Below are 19414 nucleotides of genomic sequence, written 5' to 3' on the forward strand. Positions count from 1 at the left end.
CCGCTCCATCCACACCTGGTACCAAGGAGAAGAAGCTCATGCAACACAAGACGAAAAAGCTGGCAGGCGCGGCACTCGTCGCGACGCTGTCGCTCGCGGGGACCGCTTACGCGCAACAGGTCGAGGACGTGAAGATCGGCTTTGCCGGTCCGATGACCGGCGCACAGGCTCACTACGGCAAGGACTTCGAAAACGGCGTCGTGCTTGCCGTGGAAGAAATGAATGCGACCAAGCCGGTGATCGGCGGCAAGCAGATCCACTTCGTGCTGGACGCGGCCGACGATCAGGCCGACCCGCGCACGGGCACGACGGTCGCGCAGAAGCTGGTCGATGACGGCATCAAGGGCATGCTCGGCCACTTCAACTCGGGCACGACGATCCCGGCATCGCGCATCTATGCGAACGCGGGCATTCCCGAAATCGCGATGGCGACCGCGCCGGAATACACGCAGCAAGGCTTCAAGACGACCTTCCGGATGATGACCTCGGACACCCAGCAAGGCTCGGTGGCCGGCACGTTCGCGGTGAAGAACCTCGGCATGAAGCGCATTGCGATCGTCGACGACCGCACCGCCTACGGCCAGGGTCTTGCCGACCAGTTCGCGAAGGCGGCGAAGGCCGCGGGCGCGACGATCGTCGATCGCGAGTACACGAACGACCAGGCCGTCGACTTCAAGTCGATCCTGACCAAGCTGAAGTCGGTCCACCCGGATCTGATCTACTACGGCGGCGCGGATTCGCAAGGCGCACCGATGGTCAAGCAGATGAAGGAACTGGGCATCAAGGCGCCGCTGATGGGCGGCGAAATGCTGCACACGCCGACCTTCCTGAAGGTGGCGGGTCCGGCTGCGGAAGGCACGGTCGCGTCGCTGGCGGGCCTGCCGCTGAACGAAATGCCGGGCGGCGCCGCGTACGTCGCGAAGTACAAGAAGCGCTTCGGCACGGACGTCGAAACGTATTCGCCGTACGCGTATGACGGTGCGATGGCGATGTTCACCGCGATGAAGAAGGCGAACTCGACCGAGCCGGCGAAGTACCTGCCGTTCCTCGCGAAGACCGACATGCCGGCAGTGACGACGCGACGCCTCGAATACGACGCGCACGGCGATCTGAAGAACGGCGGCATCACGCTGTACAAGGTGGTCGACGGCAAGTGGACGCCGCTGCAAAGCGTGGGCGGCAAGTAAGCACGCCGCCGGTGCCGGCCGCGCGCGGCGGGGCCGGCCCGGCAGCCCGATGGAGCAGACCCGCTTCGGCGGGTTTTTTTACGTCCGCGCCACGCCACGCCACGCCACGCGCAGCGCGAACGTCGAACGCGGCCGCCCGCCGCCCGCCGTCGCGCCACGCCGCCGGAGCCCGCACGGGGACATGCCCGCGCGTGCCGGGGCCCGCGCGATCCTCAGCCTTGCGACGCGCGCAGCTTGCGGCCCTGCTCGCGGATCTGTTCGAGCGTCGCGCCCGGCGTGCTCGCTTCCTGCGGCAGGCGGATCTCGATCACCGAGGGCCTGTGCTGCACGGCGAGCGCGCGTTGCAGCGCCGGCACGAATTCATCGGTATGCAGCACCGTTTCGCCATGCGCGCCGAACGAGCGCGCGAATGCGGCGAAGTCCGGATTCGTCAGGCCGGTGCCGTGCACGCGGTTCGGATAATGCCGCTCCTGGTGCATGCGAATCGTCCCGTAGTGGCCGTTGTTCACGACGATGAACACCACCGCGAGACCGTACTGCATCGCGGTGGCGAGTTCCTGCGCGGCCATCATGAAGCAGCCGTCGCCGGCGAGCGCCACCACGGCGCGCTGCGGATACAGCGATTTCGCGGCGATGGCGGCGGGCACGCCGTAGCCCATCGCGCCGCTCGTCGGGGCAAGCTGCGAGCGGAAATGCCGGTACGAGAAATGCCGATGCAGCCACGTCGCGTAGTTGCCCGCGCCGTTCGCGAGAATCGCGTCGGCCGGTAGATGCGCGCGCAACTGCTGGATCACGTCGCCCATCTGCACGTCGCCCGGCATCGGTCGCGGTGCACGCCATTCGAGGTACGCGCGATGCGCGTGCCCCGCGCTGCCGGCCCACGGCAGCGGGCCGGCGGGCTGCAGCGCCGCGAGCAGCGCGGCGAGCTCGGGCATCCCGGAGACGATCGGCAGATCGGCCGCATACACGCGGCCCAGTTCCTCCGCGCCCTGGTGGACGTGCACGAGGGTCTGCTTCGTCTTCGGAATGTCGAGCAGCGTGTAGCCGCCGGTGGTGGATTCGCCCAGGCGCGGACCCAACACGAGCAGCAGGTCGGCTTCGCGAATGCGCTGCGCGAGCGCCGGATTGATGCCGAGGCCGACGTCGCCCGCGTAATGCGGGTGCTCGTTGTCGAACGTATCCTGGAAGCGGAAGGCGAGGCCGATCGGCAACTGCCAGTTTTCGACGAAGCGCTGCAGATCGGCGCAGGCCTGCGTGGTCCAGCCGCTGCCGCCGGCGATCACGAACGGACGCTGCGCGCCTTCGAGCAGCCGGCGCAGCTCGCCGATCTGCGCGGCCGACGGCGAGGCCGCGACGCGCTGCCATGCAGGCGCGCCCGGCACGACCGGACACAGGTCGCTCAGCACGTCTTCGGGCAGCGCCAGCACGACCGGCCCCGGACGCCCGGCGGTCGCGGTATGGAACGCGTGGCTCAGATATTCGGGCACGCGCCGCGGGTCGTCGATCTGCGCAACCCACTTCGCCATCTGGCCGAACATGCGGCGATAGTCGATTTCCTGGAACGCCTCGCGATCGAGATGCTCGCGCGCGCACTGGCCGATCAGCAGGATCATCGGCGTCGAGTCCTGGAAGGCGGTGTGCACGCCGATCGACGCGTGCGTCGCGCCCGGGCCGCGCGTGACGATCGCGACGCCGGGCCGCCCGGTCAGCTTGCCGACCGCTTCCGCCATGTTCGCGGCGGCCGCTTCGTGGCGGCAGACGACGGTCTGTATGCGTCCGGTTTCGTCGTGCAGCGAATCGAGCACGGCGAGAAAGCTCTCGCCGGGCACGCAGAACACGCGGTCGACGCCGTGCGTGAGCAGCGCGTCGACGAGCAGGCGCGCGCCGGTGGTGGTGGACGAAGCGGCAACGTTCGGCTGCGTCATTGCAGGGAGTCTCCAGTGGATTCGGTCGGCTTGCCGGCCCGGGTCAGGCCGGCGCAGACCCGACAGGTTACGCCGGGTAGGCGGGGTGCGTCACGGCGGCGCGGCGGCGCGCCGCCCGCGCGGTTTCAGCACTCGACGATGTTGACCGCGAGGCCGCCGCGCGAGGTTTCCTTGTACTTGGTCTTCATGTCGGCGCCGGTTTCGCGCATCGTCTTGATCACCGAATCGAGCGACACGTAGTGGCTGCCGTCGCCGCGCAGCGCCATGCGCGCGGCGTTGACGGCCTTCACGGAGGCCATCGCGTTGCGCTCGATGCACGGAATCTGCACCATGCCGCCGACCGGATCGCAGGTGAGGCCGAGGTTGTGCTCCATGCCGATCTCGGCCGCGTTCTCGACCTGCGCGGGCGTGCCGCCCATCACCGCGGCGAGCGCGCCGGCGGCCATCGAGCAGGCCACGCCGACTTCCCCCTGGCAGCCGACCTCGGCGCCGGAGATCGACGCGTTCAGCTTGTACAGGATGCCGATTGCCGCCGCCGTCAGCAGGAAGTCCACCACGCCCTGCTCGTTCGCGCCGGGCATGAAGCGGGCGTAATAGTGCAGCACGGCCGGGATGATGCCGGCGGCGCCGTTGGTCGGTGCGGTCACGACCCGGCCGCCCGCGGCGTTCTCCTCGTTGACGGCGATTGCGTAGAGGTTGATCCAGTCGACCATCGACAGCGGGTCGCGCAACGCGCGCTCCGGATGCTCCGACAGCGCGCGATACAGCTGCGGCGCGCGGCGCTTCACCTGGAACGGGCCGGGCAGCGTGCCGTCCGCATCCGGATTGCCGATCCCGCAGCCGCGCGCGACGCACGACTGCATCACGTCCCAGATTTTCAGCAGGCCTTCGCGCGTCTGCGCGTCGCTGTGCCACACGCGTTCGTTTTCGGCCATTAGCTGCGCGATGCTCTTGCCGGTGTCGCGGCACAGCGCGAGCAGCTCGGCGCCGCTGCGAAACGGATAGGGCAACTGGTCGGCGGCGCTCAGCACCTTCGTGTTCGGGGCGCCGGCGGTCACGACGAAGCCGCCGCCCACCGACAGATACGTGGCTTCGCGCAGCGGCGCGCCGTGCGCGTCGAACGCGCGCAGCGTCAGTCCGTTCGGATGCTCGGACAGCGCCTGGCGATAGAAGCCGATATGCTCCTTCGCGACGAACGGCACCGGGTGCGTGCCGAGCAGCGCGAGCGAGCGCGACGTGCGAACCGCTTCGAGGCGCGCGGCGATGGTGCCGGGATCGACGGTGTCGGGGGCGTCGCCCATCAGGCCGAGCATCACGCCGCGATCGGTGCCGTGACCCTTGCCGGTCGCGCCGAGCGATCCGTACAGATCGACCTTCACGGACGCCGTGGCGGCGAGCAGTCCGTCGCGTTCGAGTCCCTGGGCGAACATCAGTGCCGCGCGCATCGGCCCGACCGTGTGCGAACTGGACGGACCGATGCCGATTTTGAAGAGATCGAACACGCTGACAGCCATTACTGCTCCTGCATAGAGAACGGGAAAATCTTCAACGCGCGGCGAGCGGCAGGCAGACGGCGAGCCATGCGGGCGGGTTGGGGGCGAGGTGCAGCGCGACCGGCGAATAGCGGCCGTCGAGCCGCGCTGCGAGGTAATACAGTTCGGTGGCGTTCTTCGGGTTCCAGTCGCCGGAGAACCCGGGCAGGCCCGCTTCGCGCCGCTTCGCGTCGAACGGCACGCTCGAATGGACGAACTCTTCGTGGGTCTTCGTGCCGAGCGCGTAGGGCGTGAGCCAGTCGAGCGCGGCGGCGAGCGTGGCGCCGTTGGGCGCTTTCAGCGTCAGCCAGTTGCGGTTGTGACGGCGCGCGGCGAGCGCGGCGGTGACGAGCGGCTGCAGATCGTACGTGACGTAATGCAGCGCGTCCCGCTCGCGGAAGTCGAGCGTCGAGCCGTCCGGTGCGACGTTGTCGTTGAGGTGCTCGATGAACAGGCGCTGCGCCGTGTTGATCATCTTGCGGTTGTCGAGCGTGAACGCCGCCATCGCGATCAGCTTGATGCGATGGCTCTGCCAATTGTTGCGGAACGTGCCGGTGAGCGGCCGCGGCTGCGCGTCGATCTGCGCGATGTAGCCGTTTGCGAAGCGCGTGAGGAAGGCCATGGTCGCGTTGCGCGTCTTGACCGGCAGGGCGCTCGCGGTCATGTCGTACGCGAGGATCAGGCCTTCGAAATGCGTCTCGTCGATCGGATTGAAGCTCGGCACATAAGTGGTCGCCCACGCGTACAGCAGGCGATCGACGAGCCGCAGGTCGCGCTCGTCGCCGGTCGCGCGCCACGCGAGCGCCGCGTCGCGCATCAGGTCGAGATCCTTTTCGGCCTGCACGCTCTGGTCGTAGATCCCTTCGTGCGGCAGCGTGCCCTCGGTGTGCAGCGTGGCCACCGCGTGCGCGGGCGCATTCAGGTTGGCTGTCACGTAGCTGACAAGCGCCTTGACACCGGGATCCGCGTGCGTGCGCTCGCTCGTCTGCAGCGCGGGGGCGGCGCAGAAATTCATCGCGGCGCGCGCGTGTCGCGCCGGCAGGACGAACGCGCCGCACGCGAGCAGCGCGGCGAGCGGCAGGCGTCCGTTGCGCGGTGACAGCAGCGGCCGCGGGCGGGTTCGGCTTTGCATCACGTGCACCTTTCGCACCATGCGAAACTCCTTCGTTGGGCTGAGTCGGTGTGAGATGTTAGCTGTTCCCGATGACAAGCGACATCACCGCGGGCATCACCGCGGACGCAACCGCGGACAGACCGGGCGTGCGCGGCCGCGCACCGCGGCGAGGCGGCGCGCGGCGCGACCCGGCGGCGTTACGCGTAATCGGCGATCGGCACGCACGAGCAGAACAGGTTGCGGTCGCCATAGACGTTGTCCGCGCGGCCGACCGGCGGCCAGTATTTGCGCGCGACGAGCGACGGCAGCGGATAGGCCGCCGTTTCGCGCGAGTAGGCGTGCGGCCAGTCGTTCGCGCACACGACGGCGGCCGTGTGCGGTGCGTGGCGCAGCGGGTTGTCCTCGCGGTCGGCGCGGCCTTCCTCGATCGCGCGGATTTCGTCGCGGATCGCGATCATCGCTTCGACGAAGCGGTCGAGCTCGTCCTTCGATTCCGACTCGGTCGGCTCGACCATCAGCGTGCCCGGCACCGGGAAGCTCATCGTCGGCGCGTGGAAGCCGTAGTCGGCGAGGCGCTTCGCGACGTCGTCGACGGTGATGCCGCTGGTTTCCTTCAGCGGCCGCAGGTCGAGGATGCACTCGTGCGCGACGAGTCCGCCCGGGCCCGAGTACAGCACCGGATAGTGCGGCGCAAGCCGGTTCGCGACGTAGTTCGCGTTGAGGATCGCGGCCTCGGTCGCGGCGGTGAGGTGGTGCGCGCCCATCATCGCGATGTACATCCACGAGATCGGCAGGATCGACGCCGAGCCATACGGCGCGGCCGACACCGCGCCGATGCCGTGCGGCGAGCGCTCGTAGCCGGAGGCGCGCTGGTTCGGCAGGAATGGCGCGAGATGCGCGCCGACCGCCACCGGACCGACGCCCGGGCCACCGCCGCCGTGCGGAATACAGAAAGTCTTGTGCAGGTTCAGGTGCGACACGTCGCCGCCGAACTGGCCGGGCGCGGTGAGGCCGACCATCGCGTTCATGTTGGCGCCGTCGACGTACACCTGGCCGCCGTGCGCATGCACGATCTCGCAGATCTCGCGCACGTTCGCCTCGAACACGCCGTGCGTCGACGGATACGTGATCATGATCGCGGCGAGCCTGTCCGCGTGCTGCGCGGCCTTCGCCTTCAGGTCGGCGAGGTCGACGTTGCCCTGCGCGTCGCACGCGACCACCACCACCTGCATGCCCGCCATCTGCGCGGAAGCCGGATTCGTGCCGTGCGCGGATGCCGGAATCAGGCACACGTTGCGATGCCCCTCGCCGCGCGACGCGTGATACGCGTGGATGATCAGCAGGCCCGCGTATTCGCCCTGCGAGCCGGCGTTCGGCTGCAGCGACACGGCCGCGTAGCCGGTCGCGGCGACGAGCATCTGTTCGAGCTGGTCGATCATCTCGCGATAGCCGACCGTCTGCTCGGCCGGCGCGAACGGATGGATCTGGCCGAACTCGGGCCACGTGACCGGCAGCATTTCGGACGTCGCGTTCAGCTTCATCGTGCACGAGCCGAGCGGGATCATCGAGCGGTCGAGCGCGAGATCCTTGTCAGACAGGCTGCGCAGATAGCGCAGCATTTCCGTCTCCGAGTGATGGCCGTTGAACACCGGGTGCGCGAGGTACGCGCTGGTCCGCTCGAGCGCGGCCGGATACGTGCTGCCGGCCGGCAACTGCGCGTCGAGCGCGTCGATCTGCGGCACGTCCTCGACGAACGCCGCCTGCGCGAACGCGGCGAGCAGGTCGGCCAGATCGTCGCGGCGGGTGGTTTCGTCGATCGACACGCCGACGCGCGTGTCGCTCACGCGGCGCAGATTGATGCGCCGCGCGGCGGCCGCGTCGTGCAGCGCCTGGGTGCGCGCGCCGGTGTCGAACGTGAGCGTGTCGAAGAACGTGTCGTTCGCGAGCGTGTAGCCGAGTTGCTGGGCGCCCGCCGCCAGCAGCGCGGCGATCCGGTTCACGCGCTGCGCGATCGTCTTCAGCCCCTGCGGGCCGTGGTAGACCGCGTACATGCTGGCCATGATCGCGAGCAGCGCCTGCGCGGTGCACACGTTCGAGGTCGCCTTCTCGCGGCGGATGTGCTGCTCGCGCGTTTGCAGCGCGAGGCGCAGCGCGGGCTTGCCCTGTGCGTCGACGGTCACGCCCACCAGCCGCCCCGGCATCTGCCGCTTGAATTCGTCGCGCACCGCGAGATACGCCGCGTGCGGACCGCCGAACCCGACCGGCACGCCGAAGCGCTGCGAGTTGCCGACCGCGACGTCCGCGCCCCATTCGCCCGGCGGCGCAAGCATCGTCAGCGCGAGCAGATCGGCCGCGACGACCACGTGGCCGCCGGCCGCGTGGATCGCGTCGGCGAGCGCGCGGTAATCGCGCACGTCGCCTTCGACGCCCGGATACTGCAGCAGCACGCCGAACGCGTTGGCTTCGGCGGCCTGCGCGGCGGGCCCGACCTTCACCTCGATGCCGACGGGCGTCGCGCGCGTTTTCACCACTTCGACAGTCTGCGGCAGCACGTCGTCGGCGACGTAGAACACGTTCGACTTCGGCTTGCCGACGCGCTGCAGCAGCGTCATCGCCTCGGCGGCCGCCGTGGCTTCGTCGAGCAGCGACGCGTTGGCGATCGCGAGACCGGTGAGGTCGGTCACCATCTGCTGGAAGTTCAGCAGCGCTTCCAGGCGGCCTTGCGAAATCTCCGGCTGGTACGGCGTATAGGCGGTGTACCACGCGGGATTTTCGAGCACGTTGCGCAGGATCACCGCGGGCGTGTGCGCGTTGTAATAGCCCTGCCCGATATACGAGCGGAACACCTGGTTCTTGTCCGCGAGCGCGCGCAGCGCGGCGAGCGCCTCGGCCTCGCTTTTCGGCTGCGCGAAGGGCCCGAGCGGCAGCGCCTCGCGACGCCGGATCGTCGACGGGATCACGGCGTCGATCAGCGCCGCGCGCGACGCGAAGCCGAGCGCTTCGAGCATCGCGTGCTGATCGGCCGCGTCCGGGCCGATGTGCCGTGCCGCGAAGGCGTCATGCACTTCGAGCGCGGCGAGCGAGAGAGGAGTGCGGTTCATCAGACGATCCGGGTGTTCGAGCTTCATGAGGTGTTCCTGCGGGTGCGGCCGTGCGCGGGCCGCACCGGACGGTTGAAAATTCAGGCGCCGATTGCGCGGGCGTACGCGTCGGCGTCGATCAGACGCTCGTGCGACGCGCCGGCGGCCGGCTTGATCTTGAACAGCCAGCTGTCGTACGGCGTTGCGTTGACGCTGTCCGGCGCGTCGGCGATGGCCGGATTCGCTTCGACGATTTCGCCCGCGACCGGCGCGTAAATGTCGGAGGCAGCCTTCACCGATTCGATCACCGCGACGGTGTCGCCGGCGCCGACGCTCTTGCCGAGCGCCTGGACTTCGAAGAAGACGATGTCGCCGAGCGCTTCCTGCGCGTGGTCGGTGATGCCGACCGTCAGCGTGCCGTCCGCTTCGGTGCGGACCCATTCGTGCGATTCGGTGTATTTCAGATCGGCCGGGATGCTCATCGGATGCTCCTGTGCGGTGTAATGCGTAAGTAACGTTAAGAGGGCGCGCGCGACGGGCCCGTTCAGACAGCGAGCACTTTGCCGTTGCGCACGAACGGCAGTTTAACCACGCTCGCGGGCAATGCCTTGTCGCGGATCTGCACGTGCACGAGATCGCCCGGCTGCACGGCCTTCGGCACGCGCGCGAAGGCGATCGATTCCTGCATGGTCGGCGAGAAGGTGCCGCTCGTGATTTCGCCCTCGCCGTGCGGCGTGACGACTTTCTGATGCGCGCGCAGCACGCCGGCGGCCTTGCCGTTGTCCTTGTGCAGGACGAGGCCGACGAAGGCCGTCTGCGCGCCGTCGGCGAGCAGCTTCGCCTTGCCGACGAAATCGCGCGCGGCGGCGAGATCGACGGTCCACGCGAGGCCGGCGTCGAGCGGCGAGACGTGCTCGTCCATGTCCTGGCCGTACAGGTTCATGCCGGCTTCGAGGCGCAGCGTGTCGCGCGCGCCGAGGCCCGCCGGGCGCACGCCCGCGTGCTGCAGCGCGTCCCAGAACGCGCACGCGGCGGTGGCCGGCAGCACGATTTCGAAGCCGTCCTCGCCGGTGTAGCCGGTGCGCGCGATCATCAGCTCGCCAAACGGCGTGCCCTCGACGCACGCCGCGTGAAACGGCTTGAGCGTCTCGCTTGCGGCGCGCGCGGACGGCGCGACCTGCCAGACCTTGTCGCGCGCGCGCGGGCCCTGCACGGCGACGATCGCGAGATCGCGGCGCGGCGCGATCGTGAGGCCGTACTGGCCTTGCGCGTTCAGCGCGTTGAACCACGCGATGTCCTTGTCGGCGGTGCCGGCATTCACGACGGTGCGAAAGTGCGTCTCGCCGAAGTAATAGACGATCAGGTCGTCGATCACGCCGCCGTCCGGGTTCAGCATGCACGAATAGAGCGCGCGCCCGGGCGTTTGCAGCTTGCCGACGTTGTTCGCGAGCGCATGCTCGAAGAACGCGCGAACGCGCTCGCCGGTGAAGTCGATCACGCACATGTGCGACACGTCGAACATGCCGGCGTCGGTGCGCACCGCGCGGTGTTCGTCGATCTGCGAGCCGTAGTTGACAGGCATGTCCCAGCCGCCGAAATCGACCATGCGGGCATTCAGCGCGCGATGGGTGGCGTTGAGCGGGGTGTGTTTGAGTTCGGTCATCGGGGCCTCGGGCATACTCGACGGATAGCAAAAAGGCCATGCGGCTCGCCGCCTCGCGGCGCGATGCCTGCGAGCGGACGGATGCATGACCCCTCTGTCCTCGATACCTGAGAGATTGCGCTGCCGCGCGGCCCTGCAGCCGCCGCGGTGAACGCGCGCCCCTTCGGTGGGCAGCCTGCCCGGCGCGACGCCGTGGGCTACTGCCGCTCTCCAGAGTGCGAAAAACCGGGCTGGGCGCACCGGATGACACCGGTGCCCAAACGGGTTTTTCGACGCGGCCGGTCCTTTTGCCTGAGAGTTTGCGGGTGTGCCCCTTCGGCGGCGCGGCTGGCGGAAATGACCGCTTGCCGTGCGCTCTCCCGACGCGTGCGGCGAATGTACGCGAGCCCTGGAGGCTTGTCAAATGACCGCGCGCGCCGCGATCGCGGGCGGGGCATCGGTGCCCGCGCGCGCCAAAAACGGGGGCGCGTCGCGGACGGGGTGCCTCGCGGAGCAGCCCGAAAAAAAAGCGCGGGGACCTCTCCCCGCGCCTTCGGTGCGCGCGCCGCGATCGCGATCCCGGCGGCGCGCTGCGCCTAGCGGTCGATCGCGTGCGCGGCGTTGTCCAGCTCGTCGTTCAGCACGCGCTGTTCCTGCGGCGACAGGCCGCCGCCATGCTGCGCGGCCATGTCGTGCGCCTCGTGGCGGATCACTTCGAGGCGATGATGCAGCGCCATGCCCTGCGGCGGCGGATAGAAGCCCTGGTTCACGCGCGAGTCGATGCGGTGGTTCAGGTTGTTGATGCGGCCGTCCACTTGCCGCAGACGCTCCACCGCCATCTGATGCGCGTCCGGCGGCGGCGGCGCCGCGGGGGCCGGCGGGGGCGTCACCACGCAGGCGGCCAGCGACGAAACCAGCGCCAGGCCGGCCAGCGCACGGATGATTCGTTGCATACCTGTTCTCCTTGTCGTCGTCTTTCGGGATCGATGGTCGGATCGATGCTATCCAGCAACGCCGCAGCGCGCCCATCCGATGACACGATCGCCGCGCGAGATTGTAACGGGCGCGGCTTTCGGCACGGTTCGCGCCGGCTGTCGGCGTGTAAGGTGCGCGTCAGCGCAGGCGGGCGAACGGCAGACGCCGGCCCTCGGCCTCGCTTTGCGCGGCGAGTTCGATGATCGTCATCACGTCGACCGCGTCGTGCGCGCTGACCGGGAACGGCTTGCCGTCGAGGATCGTCGCCGCGAGCGCGCGGTAGAAGCCGACGTAGTCGCCGTCCTGCGTCGGCAGCGCGCGCTCGGTTTCCTGGCCGTTCTCGTCCAGCACGCGCAGCACGCCCGCGGGATTGCCGCCGGCGAAGCCCGCGTCGCCCGGACGCAGGCCGGCCTTCAGCTGATCTTCCTGGGTGTCGAGCCGATGCTTCACGTAACTGCCGCGCGTGCCGTCGAGCGCGAAGCGCGGCGGCGCGAGCGCCGCCAGCGCGCTCGCGTGCAGCACGACTTCATGCTGCGCGTAGCCGAGCTGCAGATGCACGTAGTCCGGTGCGCCGCCGCCGTCGCGGTGCGTCTTGACGGTGGCCGTCACCGTCTGCGGCGGGCCGAACAGCGCGAGCGCCTGGTCGATCAGATGCGGCCCGAGGTCGAACAGCAGGCCGCCGCCGCGCGCGGCTTCCTCGCGCCAGCGGGGCCGCACGTCCGGGCGGAAGCGGTCGAAGTGCGACGCGTAATGCGTGATGCGGCCGAGCAGGCCCTGCTCGACGAGCGCGCGCACCGTCAGGAAATCGCCGTCCCAGCGGCGGTTGTGGAACGGCGCGAAGGTCAGCCCGCGCGCGAGCGCGAGGTTGGCGAGCGTGAGCGCGTCGACGGCGCTCAGCGTGACCGGCTTGTCGACGACGACGTGCTTGCCCGCTTCGAGCGTGCGCCGCGCGAGGTCGAAATGCGTGTCGTTGGGCGTGGCGATCACCACGCAGTCGAGGTCGTCGCGCGCGAGCAGCGCGTCGAGATCCGGCACGATGGCGGCGCGCGGATACGCGGCGCGGGCGGCGTCGCCGCTGCGGGTGGCGATGGCGGCGACGGTGGCGCGGCCGCAATGTTCGATCACGGGCGCGTGAAACGTGGCGCCGGCGAATCCAAAACCCATCAATCCTGTTCTGAGCAGTGCGGACATTGGCGTTCCTGCGAGAGTGGGGCGCCGTGCGGCCTCGGCGGCGACGGCGCGGGATCCGTTATTCTGGCATGCCGCGCGCGCCGGGGGCGGCCCCGCCGCGGCCCGACGTCCGGCGAGTGCCTTCGTGTTAACATCGCTGCGCGCGTGCGCCGCGCATCGAGCGGCGGCTTCGCCGCCCCGACCTCGCGCGGCCATGCCGCCGCCGGCCGTGCGCGCGGCCATGCCACGGGTTTCCGGCGGCGGGCGCACGGCCCGGCGCCGCCTGGGCGGCGCGCGCTGCGCGAGCCCGCGCCCTGAACCGCCTCACCCCACCCACAGACGATGTCCGCTGGCCTGAATTCCGCTCAACACGAAGCGGTGCGCTACCTCGATGGTCCGTGTCTCGTGCTTGCCGGCGCCGGCAGCGGCAAGACGCGCGTGATCACGCAGAAGATCGCGCACCTGATCGAAGCCAAGGGCTTCGAGCCGCGCCATATCGCCGCCGTCACGTTCACGAACAAGGCCGCGGCCGAAATGCGCGAACGCGTCGGCAAGCTGCTCGAAGGCAAGACGCTCACCACGCCCGGCAAGGAGGGGCGCAAGGTGCCCGTCAACCAGTTGACGGTGTGCACGTTTCACTCGCTCGGCGTGCAGATCCTGCGCCAGGAGGCCGAGCACGTCGGCCTGAAGCCGCAGTTCTCGATCATGGACGCCGACGACTGCTTCGGCATGATCCAGGAGCAGGTCGGCTCGACCGACAAGGGCTTCATCCGCCGCATCCAGACGATCGTCTCGCTGTGGAAGAACGGCCTCGTGATGCCGGACGAGGCGATGGCGCAGGCCGCGAACGAGGACGAGCATCAGGCCGCGATCGTTTACCGCAACTACGTGGCGACGCTGCACGCGTACCAGGCGGTGGACTTCGACGATCTGATCCGCCTGCCCGCCGAGCTTTTCCGCCAGAACGAGCCGGTGCGCGAGCGCTGGCAGAACCGGCTGCGCTACCTGCTGATCGACGAGTACCAGGACACCAACGCGTGCCAGTACGAACTGCTGAAGCTGCTGGCCGGTCCGCGCGCCGCATTCACCGCGGTCGGCGACGACGACCAGGCGATCTACGGCTGGCGCGGCGCGACGCTGGAGAATCTCGCCCAGCTCGGCAAGGACTTTCCGAAGCTGCACGTGGTGAAGCTCGAACAGAATTACCGCTCGACCGTGCGCATCCTGAGCGCCGCGAACAACGTGATCGCGAACAATCCGAAGCTGTTCGAGAAGAAGCTGTGGTCCGAACACGGGATGGGCGATGCGATCACCGTCACCGCGTGCAACGACGAGGAGCACGAGGCCGAGTCGGTGGTGTTCCGGCTGTCCGCGCACAAGTTCGAGCGGCGCGCGCAGTTTCGCGACTACGCGATCCTGTACCGCGGCAATTTCCAGGCGCGCATCTTCGAGCAGGTGCTGCGGCGCGAACGGATTCCGTACGTGCTGTCGGGCGGGCAGTCGTTCTTCGACAAGGCCGAGATCAAGGACATCTGCGCGTACCTGCGGCTGATCGCGAACGCGGACGACGACCCCGCGTTCATCCGCGCGATCACGACGCCGCGGCGCGGAATCGGCAACACGACGCTCGAAGCGCTCGGCGCGTTCGCGGGGCAGGCGAAGGTGTCGCTGTTCGAGGCGGTGTACATGGGCGGCATCGACGCGCGGCTGTCGGCGCGGCAGACCGAGCCGCTGCGCACCTTCTGCGATTTCATGCAGCGCCTGACCGCGCGCGCCGACACCGATCCGGCGAGCGAGGTGCTGAACGACCTGATGGACGCCATCCACTACGAGGCGTACCTGTACGACGCGTTCGACGAGCGCCAGGCGCAGGCGAAATGGCAGAACGTGCTGGAGTTTCTGGAGTGGCTCAAGCGCAAGGGCACGAAGCCCGAGCCCGAAGCGGGCGCCGAGGCGACCGGCTACGACACCGCCGACGGCCTCGCGGATACCGGCAAGAACCTGCTCGGCCTGATCCAGACCGTCGCGCTGATGTCGATGCTCGAAGGCCGCGAGGAGGATCCGGACGCGGTGCGCCTGTCGACGGTGCACGCATCGAAGGGGCTCGAATATCCGCACGTGTTTCTGGTCGGCGTCGAGGAGGGCATCATGCCGCACCGCGGCGGCGCCGACGACGAACCGGTCGACGACGCGCGCATCGAGGAAGAACGCCGGCTGATGTACGTGGCGATCACGCGGGCGCAGCGCAGCCTGCATCTGAACTGGTGCAAGAAGCGCAAGCGGGCGCGCGAGACGATTGTCTGCGAAGCGTCGCGCTTCATCCCGGAAATGGGGCTCGACGAAGCGCCGCCGCCGGCGCCGGAAGAGGCGCCGATGACCCCGAAAGACCGCCTCGCGAGCCTGAAGGCGCTGCTGCAGAAGGCCTGATGCCGGCGTAGCGCGCGCGGCGCGGGGGGCGTAAAAAAACCTGCTGCGCGGGCGCGGCGGCAGGAATGACGGAAAACGGCGGGCGGTCGCGCCGCCTACTTCGCGGCGTTCACCATGTAGTCGACGGCGGCCTTCACGTCGGCGTCCGGCGCGTTCGAGCCGCCTTTGGGGGGCATCGCGCCCTTGCCGTGCAACGCATAGTTGTAGATCACGTTCATCGGGTCTTTCAGACGCGGCGCCCATGCGGCCTTGTCGCCGAATTTGGGGGCGTTCAGGACGCCGGTGGCGTGGCAGGCCTGACAGACCTTCTCGTACAGCGCCTTGCCGGCTTGCGCATTGTCCGCGCTTGCGGTGGCGGCGGGCGCGGAGGCCGGGGCACTCGGGAGGGCGGCGAGCGCGGCGGCGGCCTGGGCGGCGGCGGCGTTCGCGCCGACGGCTGCCGGGGCGGCGGGCGTTGCGGCGGCGCTGCCCGAGGCGGCCTGGGCGGCGGACGGCGCTGGGGGTTCGGGGAAGTGGGCGCCGGAATGATCGGCCATGTAGACGACGGCGCGAGCGATTTCGTAGTCGCTGTAGTCGTCCGGGCTGGTGCCGCCGCGCGGCGGCATTGCGCCCTTGCCGGTGAGCGCGGTGTGCCAGAGGGTGTCGAAGCCTTGCGCGATGCGCGGGGCCCAGTCGGCGGTGTTGGTGAATCTGGGTGCGCCTGCGGCGCCGGTGGCGTGACAGGCGAAGCAGACGGCCTTGTAGACTTCCTCGCCGGTTTTGTAGACGCGGGGGGCGTTCGAATCGCGAATCTCGACCTGGGCGACCGGGGCGATGCGGGCGTTGACCTGGGCTTCGGACAGGCTGTCGGTGCCGGCGCCGGTGCGCATGGCGTTGTTGGCGTACACGGCGAGCAGGATGATGATGACGACCGGTACCGCAAATCCGGCGACGACGGCGGCGATGAGCTGTCCGGGGGTCTTGATCGGGGCTTCGTGTTGTGGTGTCTCGCTCATGCTTGTCTCGTCTCCAGTGAATTGTGAGCGGTACAGCGCGACGGCAATAACCTTTTCTTCTCAGCCACGCCCGATTATAGACGCAACGTTTCGGCGACGGCGACCCGCGCCGGTGCGGGTTCAGCGGGCGTTTACCCGTAGCGCGGGACGGGTGGGCGCGGGTGGGGGCGCCGGGTGCGGGAATGGACGGCTGGCCGCCGCGGGAACGGCGCTGGGTGGACGGCCGGCCGGAAACCGGGTATGCTCTCGGTCTCGATTTGGAACGGCTTTCGCCGTGTTTGCGTGGCGTTATGTCCAGATCGTGTCAATGCACGCGCCCGTAGCTCAATGGATAGAGTACTGCCCTCCGAAGGCAGGGGTTGCTGGTTCGATCCCAGCCGGGCGCGCCATCCGCATTTCCGTAGTCATCCCCTGAAATCCTGAAAAGCCATGCTGGATAAGGCGTTGCGGGATTTTCGCGTCTGGGGAAAGCCGGGGAAATCCGTCCAAAGCCGGCGTTTGCATATGCCCGTCGGTGTACCCCAAAATGGGTTTTCCTCGATTTCGATTCTGGGGTACACCATGGGACAGCTCACCGAGTTGCAGATCAAGCATGCGGAGCCTCGCGAGAAGGAATATTTCCTGCCAGATGGCGACGGGCTGTACCTTCGGATTCGACAGACACGTAAGGTCTGGATCTACCGTTATAAGCGCGACGGAAGAGAGATCAAGTTAGGGCTCGGCCGATACCCCATTATTTCGCTTGCGGAGGCTCGTAGAAAGGCCCGTGAGGAAATGAAGCGGCGAGAAGACGGGATCGACCCCCAAAAAGCTCGGCGCGAGAAGCGGGAGCAAGAGAAGGCAGCTCGGCTCAATACGTTTGAATTGGTGGCCCGAGAGTGGCATAAGGCGTCGGAAAAGGACCGCCAGTGGTCTGCCAATTACGCCGAGAAAATTATCCGCTACCTGGAACTGCACGTGTTTCCCTGGGTGGGGCGACTTCCGGTGGAGGAGATCAAGCCGACTGAAGTTGTGCGTTGCCTGCACCGCATCAAAGAGCGCGGCAATCTTGAAACCGCGATGCGGGTGCGCGAGACGATTCAGCACGTGTATCAGTACGCAGTCGACACCGGTGTTCTGGAACCAGCCAAGAATTTTGTGAATGGCCGGACTGGCGGACTCCCCGCAGTACGTAGCCGCCATTACCCGGCGATCACCGATCCGCAGCAGCTTGGACAGCTTCTGCGCGATATTCGCGCCTACAACGGTCATGTGATTACCCGCGCGGCGTTGCAGCTTGCTCCGTTGCTTTTTCAACGGCCCGGTCAGTTACGTTTCGCTCACTGGGAAGATATCGACCTCGACGATGCAGTCTGGATCTGTCCGCCGGAGAAAATGAAGATGCGGGAATGGAAGAAGCGAGATAGCCGCACGCCGGCTCACGTGGTGCCGCTTCCGTTACAGGCCATGGAGATCCTGAGGGATTTGTATCCGCTGACCGGGCCGAAGGGGCCTATTTTTCGCAGCGTTGCCAAGCGCTCGGAGGCGACGCGCTACATGAGCGAGAACACGATCAACAGCGCGCTACGTACGCTGGGTTATGACACGAAAGAGCAAATCACCGGTCACGGTTTCCGTGCGACGGCTCGCACGCTGATTCGGGAATATCTCGGGTGGGACAAGGAGGTGATCGAGCGCCATCTAGCTCACGTGTCGAGCGAGGAATTGGGCGATAGCTACGATCGCACAACATTCCTTGAGCAACGCCGCGAGATGGTTCAGAACTGGGCCGATTTTCTCGATGAACTAGCGACGGGAAATGCACCGAAGCCCGTTCGGACGCTGAAATTGGTGACTAGAGCGGCGTGAGGCCGCGCGAAGTTATTTTTACAGATCCTCATCGACATCGGGACGTATCTCGAGCGAGTATGAATCCCGGATCACCACGGTGCCCGTGCGGCGGTCGATTGGCGGCTTGGCATTTTGGGGGGGCGGTGAGTGGGTTGGCGCGACGACTTGCCAGGTGAAACGAAGCTTTTACGTTGTGCTCGTCACAACCTGAGGAGACTTTGATCCGCTCGGATCTGCGGTCGACACTGGCAACGAGTTCGATTCCGGCACATCGCATATGGGGCAAGTCAGACCAATTCGTTTCAGTCGATTTCGGCCTTCTCCGTATTGCTCGGCTGAGGCCACAAGCCCGACTGAACCTGTCGCGCGAGAACCGGCCACAAGCGGTCGACCGTGTTTTCGGCGCCACCGGCTGGTTCAGGCTTGATCTCGGTCATTCACGGCCAACGTTGCGAGCGGCGGCAGAGATGCTCACCTGTCATTCACGCCCGCTCAGCGATTCCATCAACTCGTTGCATCGACCGGTTAAATCCGCCCTTCGCCAGCCGCTAGGCATTGACAGGGGACAGTGGATCGCCGACCTCTGCACATTCATGGGCCGATTGGGTCACATCAACCCAGCGCGGTCAGTCGACGGAGCCGGAATTGACGCCAATTACGCACCAGCTTCCAGTAGCTCCTTGAGCTTGGCTAGTTCGGCGTCAACAAGCTTGATCTGCGAGTCGAAGAAGTCGTCTGTGAACCCGGGTGGCTGAAAGAAGGTGATCATGAATTCGGCGCCACTGCCATTCGCGACGACTCGCGCCGGTACCGTCCAACTGGCCTGAGGATCGACAAAGTCGTGGTCAAGGATGCCGTGATGTGCGTCGGCACGCATCCTGATTCGGGCCGCTCCGCGCGGGGTGACCATGTCCCACCAGTCGGGATCGTCGGCGCGGCGCGTGGATTTGACGTTGACTATCGCCCAGCGCGGCCAATTGGCGAGATCCGACAGAAATGCAAAAGCGTCCGCAGCGTCGCACGAGATCCGAACGGTCTTGGTGATGGAGCGCACGGTGACGCTGGCTTGATTGGTACTGGGCACGGTCATAGCCCTCTCTGCGTGTAAGTGGAGCGACGATCGCCAGCGTTAAGTGGGGGCATGGCAGACCGCCTCGAGGTTGTTGCCGTCGGGGTCGATCACGAAGGCAGCGTAATAGTTCGCGTGATAGTGCGGTCTCAGGCCCGGCATGCCGTTGTCAGTGGCACCGGCGGCCAGGGCGGCCTTGTGGAAGGCGTCAACAGCGGCGTGATCCGCCGCCGACAGGGCCATATGGATGCCCGTCGGCTTCGTGTCCGATGCGCCGATCCAGAGAGCGGCTGCACCGTTTCTGCCAAAGCCCGCGCCGCCCTCCCAGGCAAACAGCTTGGTGTAACCCAGCGGCGCCAGAGCCGCCTCGTAAAAGCACGCGAGCGCGTCGAACTGTGTGGTCCGAAGTCCAATATGGTCGAGCATGGTGAGCTCCTTTTTGTCGATCAGGAATAGACCAGGCAACTA

General features: G+C 67.6%; 15 protein-coding genes, 1 tRNA gene and 2 riboswitches. Of the genes, 4 read left to right on the forward strand and 12 right to left on the reverse strand.

Features of this window, described 5'->3' with window-relative positions; genetic code table 11:
- The first annotated feature begins 38 nt into the window (after positions 1-38).
- A complete protein-coding gene (locus AC3AP7_RS16525; RefSeq protein WP_475767310.1) occupies positions 39-1187 on the forward strand; it encodes a branched-chain amino acid ABC transporter substrate-binding protein in 1149 nt (382 codons plus the stop codon).
- A gap of 212 nt (positions 1188-1399) precedes the next feature.
- On the opposite strand, the gene AC3AP7_RS16530 is transcribed toward AC3AP7_RS16525, so the two are convergent.
- The 8 genes from AC3AP7_RS16530 to AC3AP7_RS16565 form a co-directional block, all read right to left on the reverse strand.
- Entirely contained in the window at positions 1400-3112 is a 1713-nt protein-coding gene (locus AC3AP7_RS16530; RefSeq protein ID WP_475767308.1) for a thiamine pyrophosphate-binding protein, read from the reverse strand.
- A gap of 125 nt (positions 3113-3237) precedes the next feature.
- The gene (locus tag AC3AP7_RS16535; RefSeq protein WP_475767306.1) at positions 3238-4626 is read right to left on the reverse strand and encodes an L-serine ammonia-lyase; all 1389 of its coding nucleotides are present in this window, start codon (positions 4624-4626) and stop codon (positions 3238-3240) included.
- A gap of 31 nt (positions 4627-4657) precedes the next feature.
- The gene (locus AC3AP7_RS16540; protein WP_475767304.1) at positions 4658-5797 is read right to left on the reverse strand and encodes an alginate lyase family protein; all 1140 of its coding nucleotides are present in this window, start codon (positions 5795-5797) and stop codon (positions 4658-4660) included.
- A gap of 158 nt (positions 5798-5955) precedes the next feature.
- A complete protein-coding gene (gcvP, locus tag AC3AP7_RS16545) occupies positions 5956-8886 on the reverse strand; it encodes an aminomethyl-transferring glycine dehydrogenase (protein WP_475767302.1) in 2931 nt (976 codons plus the stop codon).
- 53 nt (positions 8887-8939) lie between these two features.
- Positions 8940-9320 (reverse strand): glycine cleavage system protein GcvH, encoded by a 381-nt coding sequence (gcvH, locus tag AC3AP7_RS16550; protein ID WP_475767300.1) that lies wholly within the window; start codon positions 9318-9320, stop codon positions 8940-8942.
- Positions 9321-9382: 62 nt separating this feature from the next.
- The gene (gene gcvT, locus AC3AP7_RS16555) at positions 9383-10501 is read right to left on the reverse strand and encodes a glycine cleavage system aminomethyltransferase GcvT (protein ID WP_475767298.1); all 1119 of its coding nucleotides are present in this window, start codon (positions 10499-10501) and stop codon (positions 9383-9385) included.
- A gap of 84 nt (positions 10502-10585) precedes the next feature.
- A riboswitch (glycine riboswitch) is annotated at positions 10586-10725 on the reverse strand.
- Between the two features lie 44 nt (positions 10726-10769).
- A riboswitch (glycine riboswitch) is annotated at positions 10770-10873 on the reverse strand.
- Positions 10874-11076: 203 nt separating this feature from the next.
- Positions 11077-11433, reverse strand: coding sequence for a hypothetical protein (locus AC3AP7_RS16560; protein ID WP_475767297.1), 357 nt, complete (start codon positions 11431-11433; stop codon positions 11077-11079).
- Between the two features lie 160 nt (positions 11434-11593).
- Complete coding sequence (locus AC3AP7_RS16565; RefSeq protein ID WP_475767295.1) at positions 11594-12646, reverse strand: oxidoreductase; 1053 nt, start codon at positions 12644-12646, stop codon at positions 11594-11596.
- Between the two features lie 321 nt (positions 12647-12967).
- Here AC3AP7_RS16565 and AC3AP7_RS16570 point away from each other — a divergent pair, with 321 nt between their 5' ends.
- Positions 12968-15052: a UvrD-helicase domain-containing protein gene (locus AC3AP7_RS16570; RefSeq protein WP_475767293.1), complete on the forward strand. Its 2085-nt coding sequence runs from the start codon at positions 12968-12970 to the stop codon at positions 15050-15052.
- 95 nt (positions 15053-15147) lie between these two features.
- Here AC3AP7_RS16570 and AC3AP7_RS16575 read toward each other — a convergent pair whose 3' ends face one another.
- Positions 15148-16047: a c-type cytochrome gene (locus AC3AP7_RS16575; protein WP_475767291.1), complete on the reverse strand. Its 900-nt coding sequence runs from the start codon at positions 16045-16047 to the stop codon at positions 15148-15150.
- Between the two features lie 313 nt (positions 16048-16360).
- Between AC3AP7_RS16575 and AC3AP7_RS16580 the strand changes: the two genes are divergently transcribed.
- Positions 16361-16436, forward strand: a tRNA-Arg gene (locus tag AC3AP7_RS16580).
- 40 nt (positions 16437-16476) lie between these two features.
- Positions 16477-17895 (forward strand): tyrosine-type recombinase/integrase, encoded by a 1419-nt coding sequence (locus AC3AP7_RS16585; RefSeq protein ID WP_475767289.1) that lies wholly within the window; start codon positions 16477-16479, stop codon positions 17893-17895.
- A gap of 284 nt (positions 17896-18179) precedes the next feature.
- Here AC3AP7_RS16585 and AC3AP7_RS16590 read toward each other — a convergent pair whose 3' ends face one another.
- From AC3AP7_RS16590 to AC3AP7_RS16600, 3 genes are all read right to left on the reverse strand, one after another.
- Positions 18180-18314: a hypothetical protein gene (locus AC3AP7_RS16590; RefSeq protein ID WP_475767287.1), complete on the reverse strand. Its 135-nt coding sequence runs from the start codon at positions 18312-18314 to the stop codon at positions 18180-18182.
- Positions 18315-18532: 218 nt separating this feature from the next.
- Positions 18533-18967 carry an SRPBCC family protein gene (locus AC3AP7_RS16595; protein ID WP_475767285.1) on the reverse strand — a complete coding sequence of 145 codons (435 nt, stop codon included), beginning with the start codon at positions 18965-18967 and terminating at the stop codon, positions 18533-18535.
- A 39-nt stretch (positions 18968-19006) separates the two neighbouring features.
- On the reverse strand, positions 19007-19372 hold the full coding sequence (locus AC3AP7_RS16600) for a VOC family protein (RefSeq protein ID WP_475767283.1): 366 nt from the start codon (positions 19370-19372) through the stop codon (positions 19007-19009).
- Between the last annotated feature and the right edge of the window lie 42 nt (positions 19373-19414).

The sequence above is a fragment of the Paraburkholderia sp. PAMB 6770 genome (assembly GCF_057748135.1).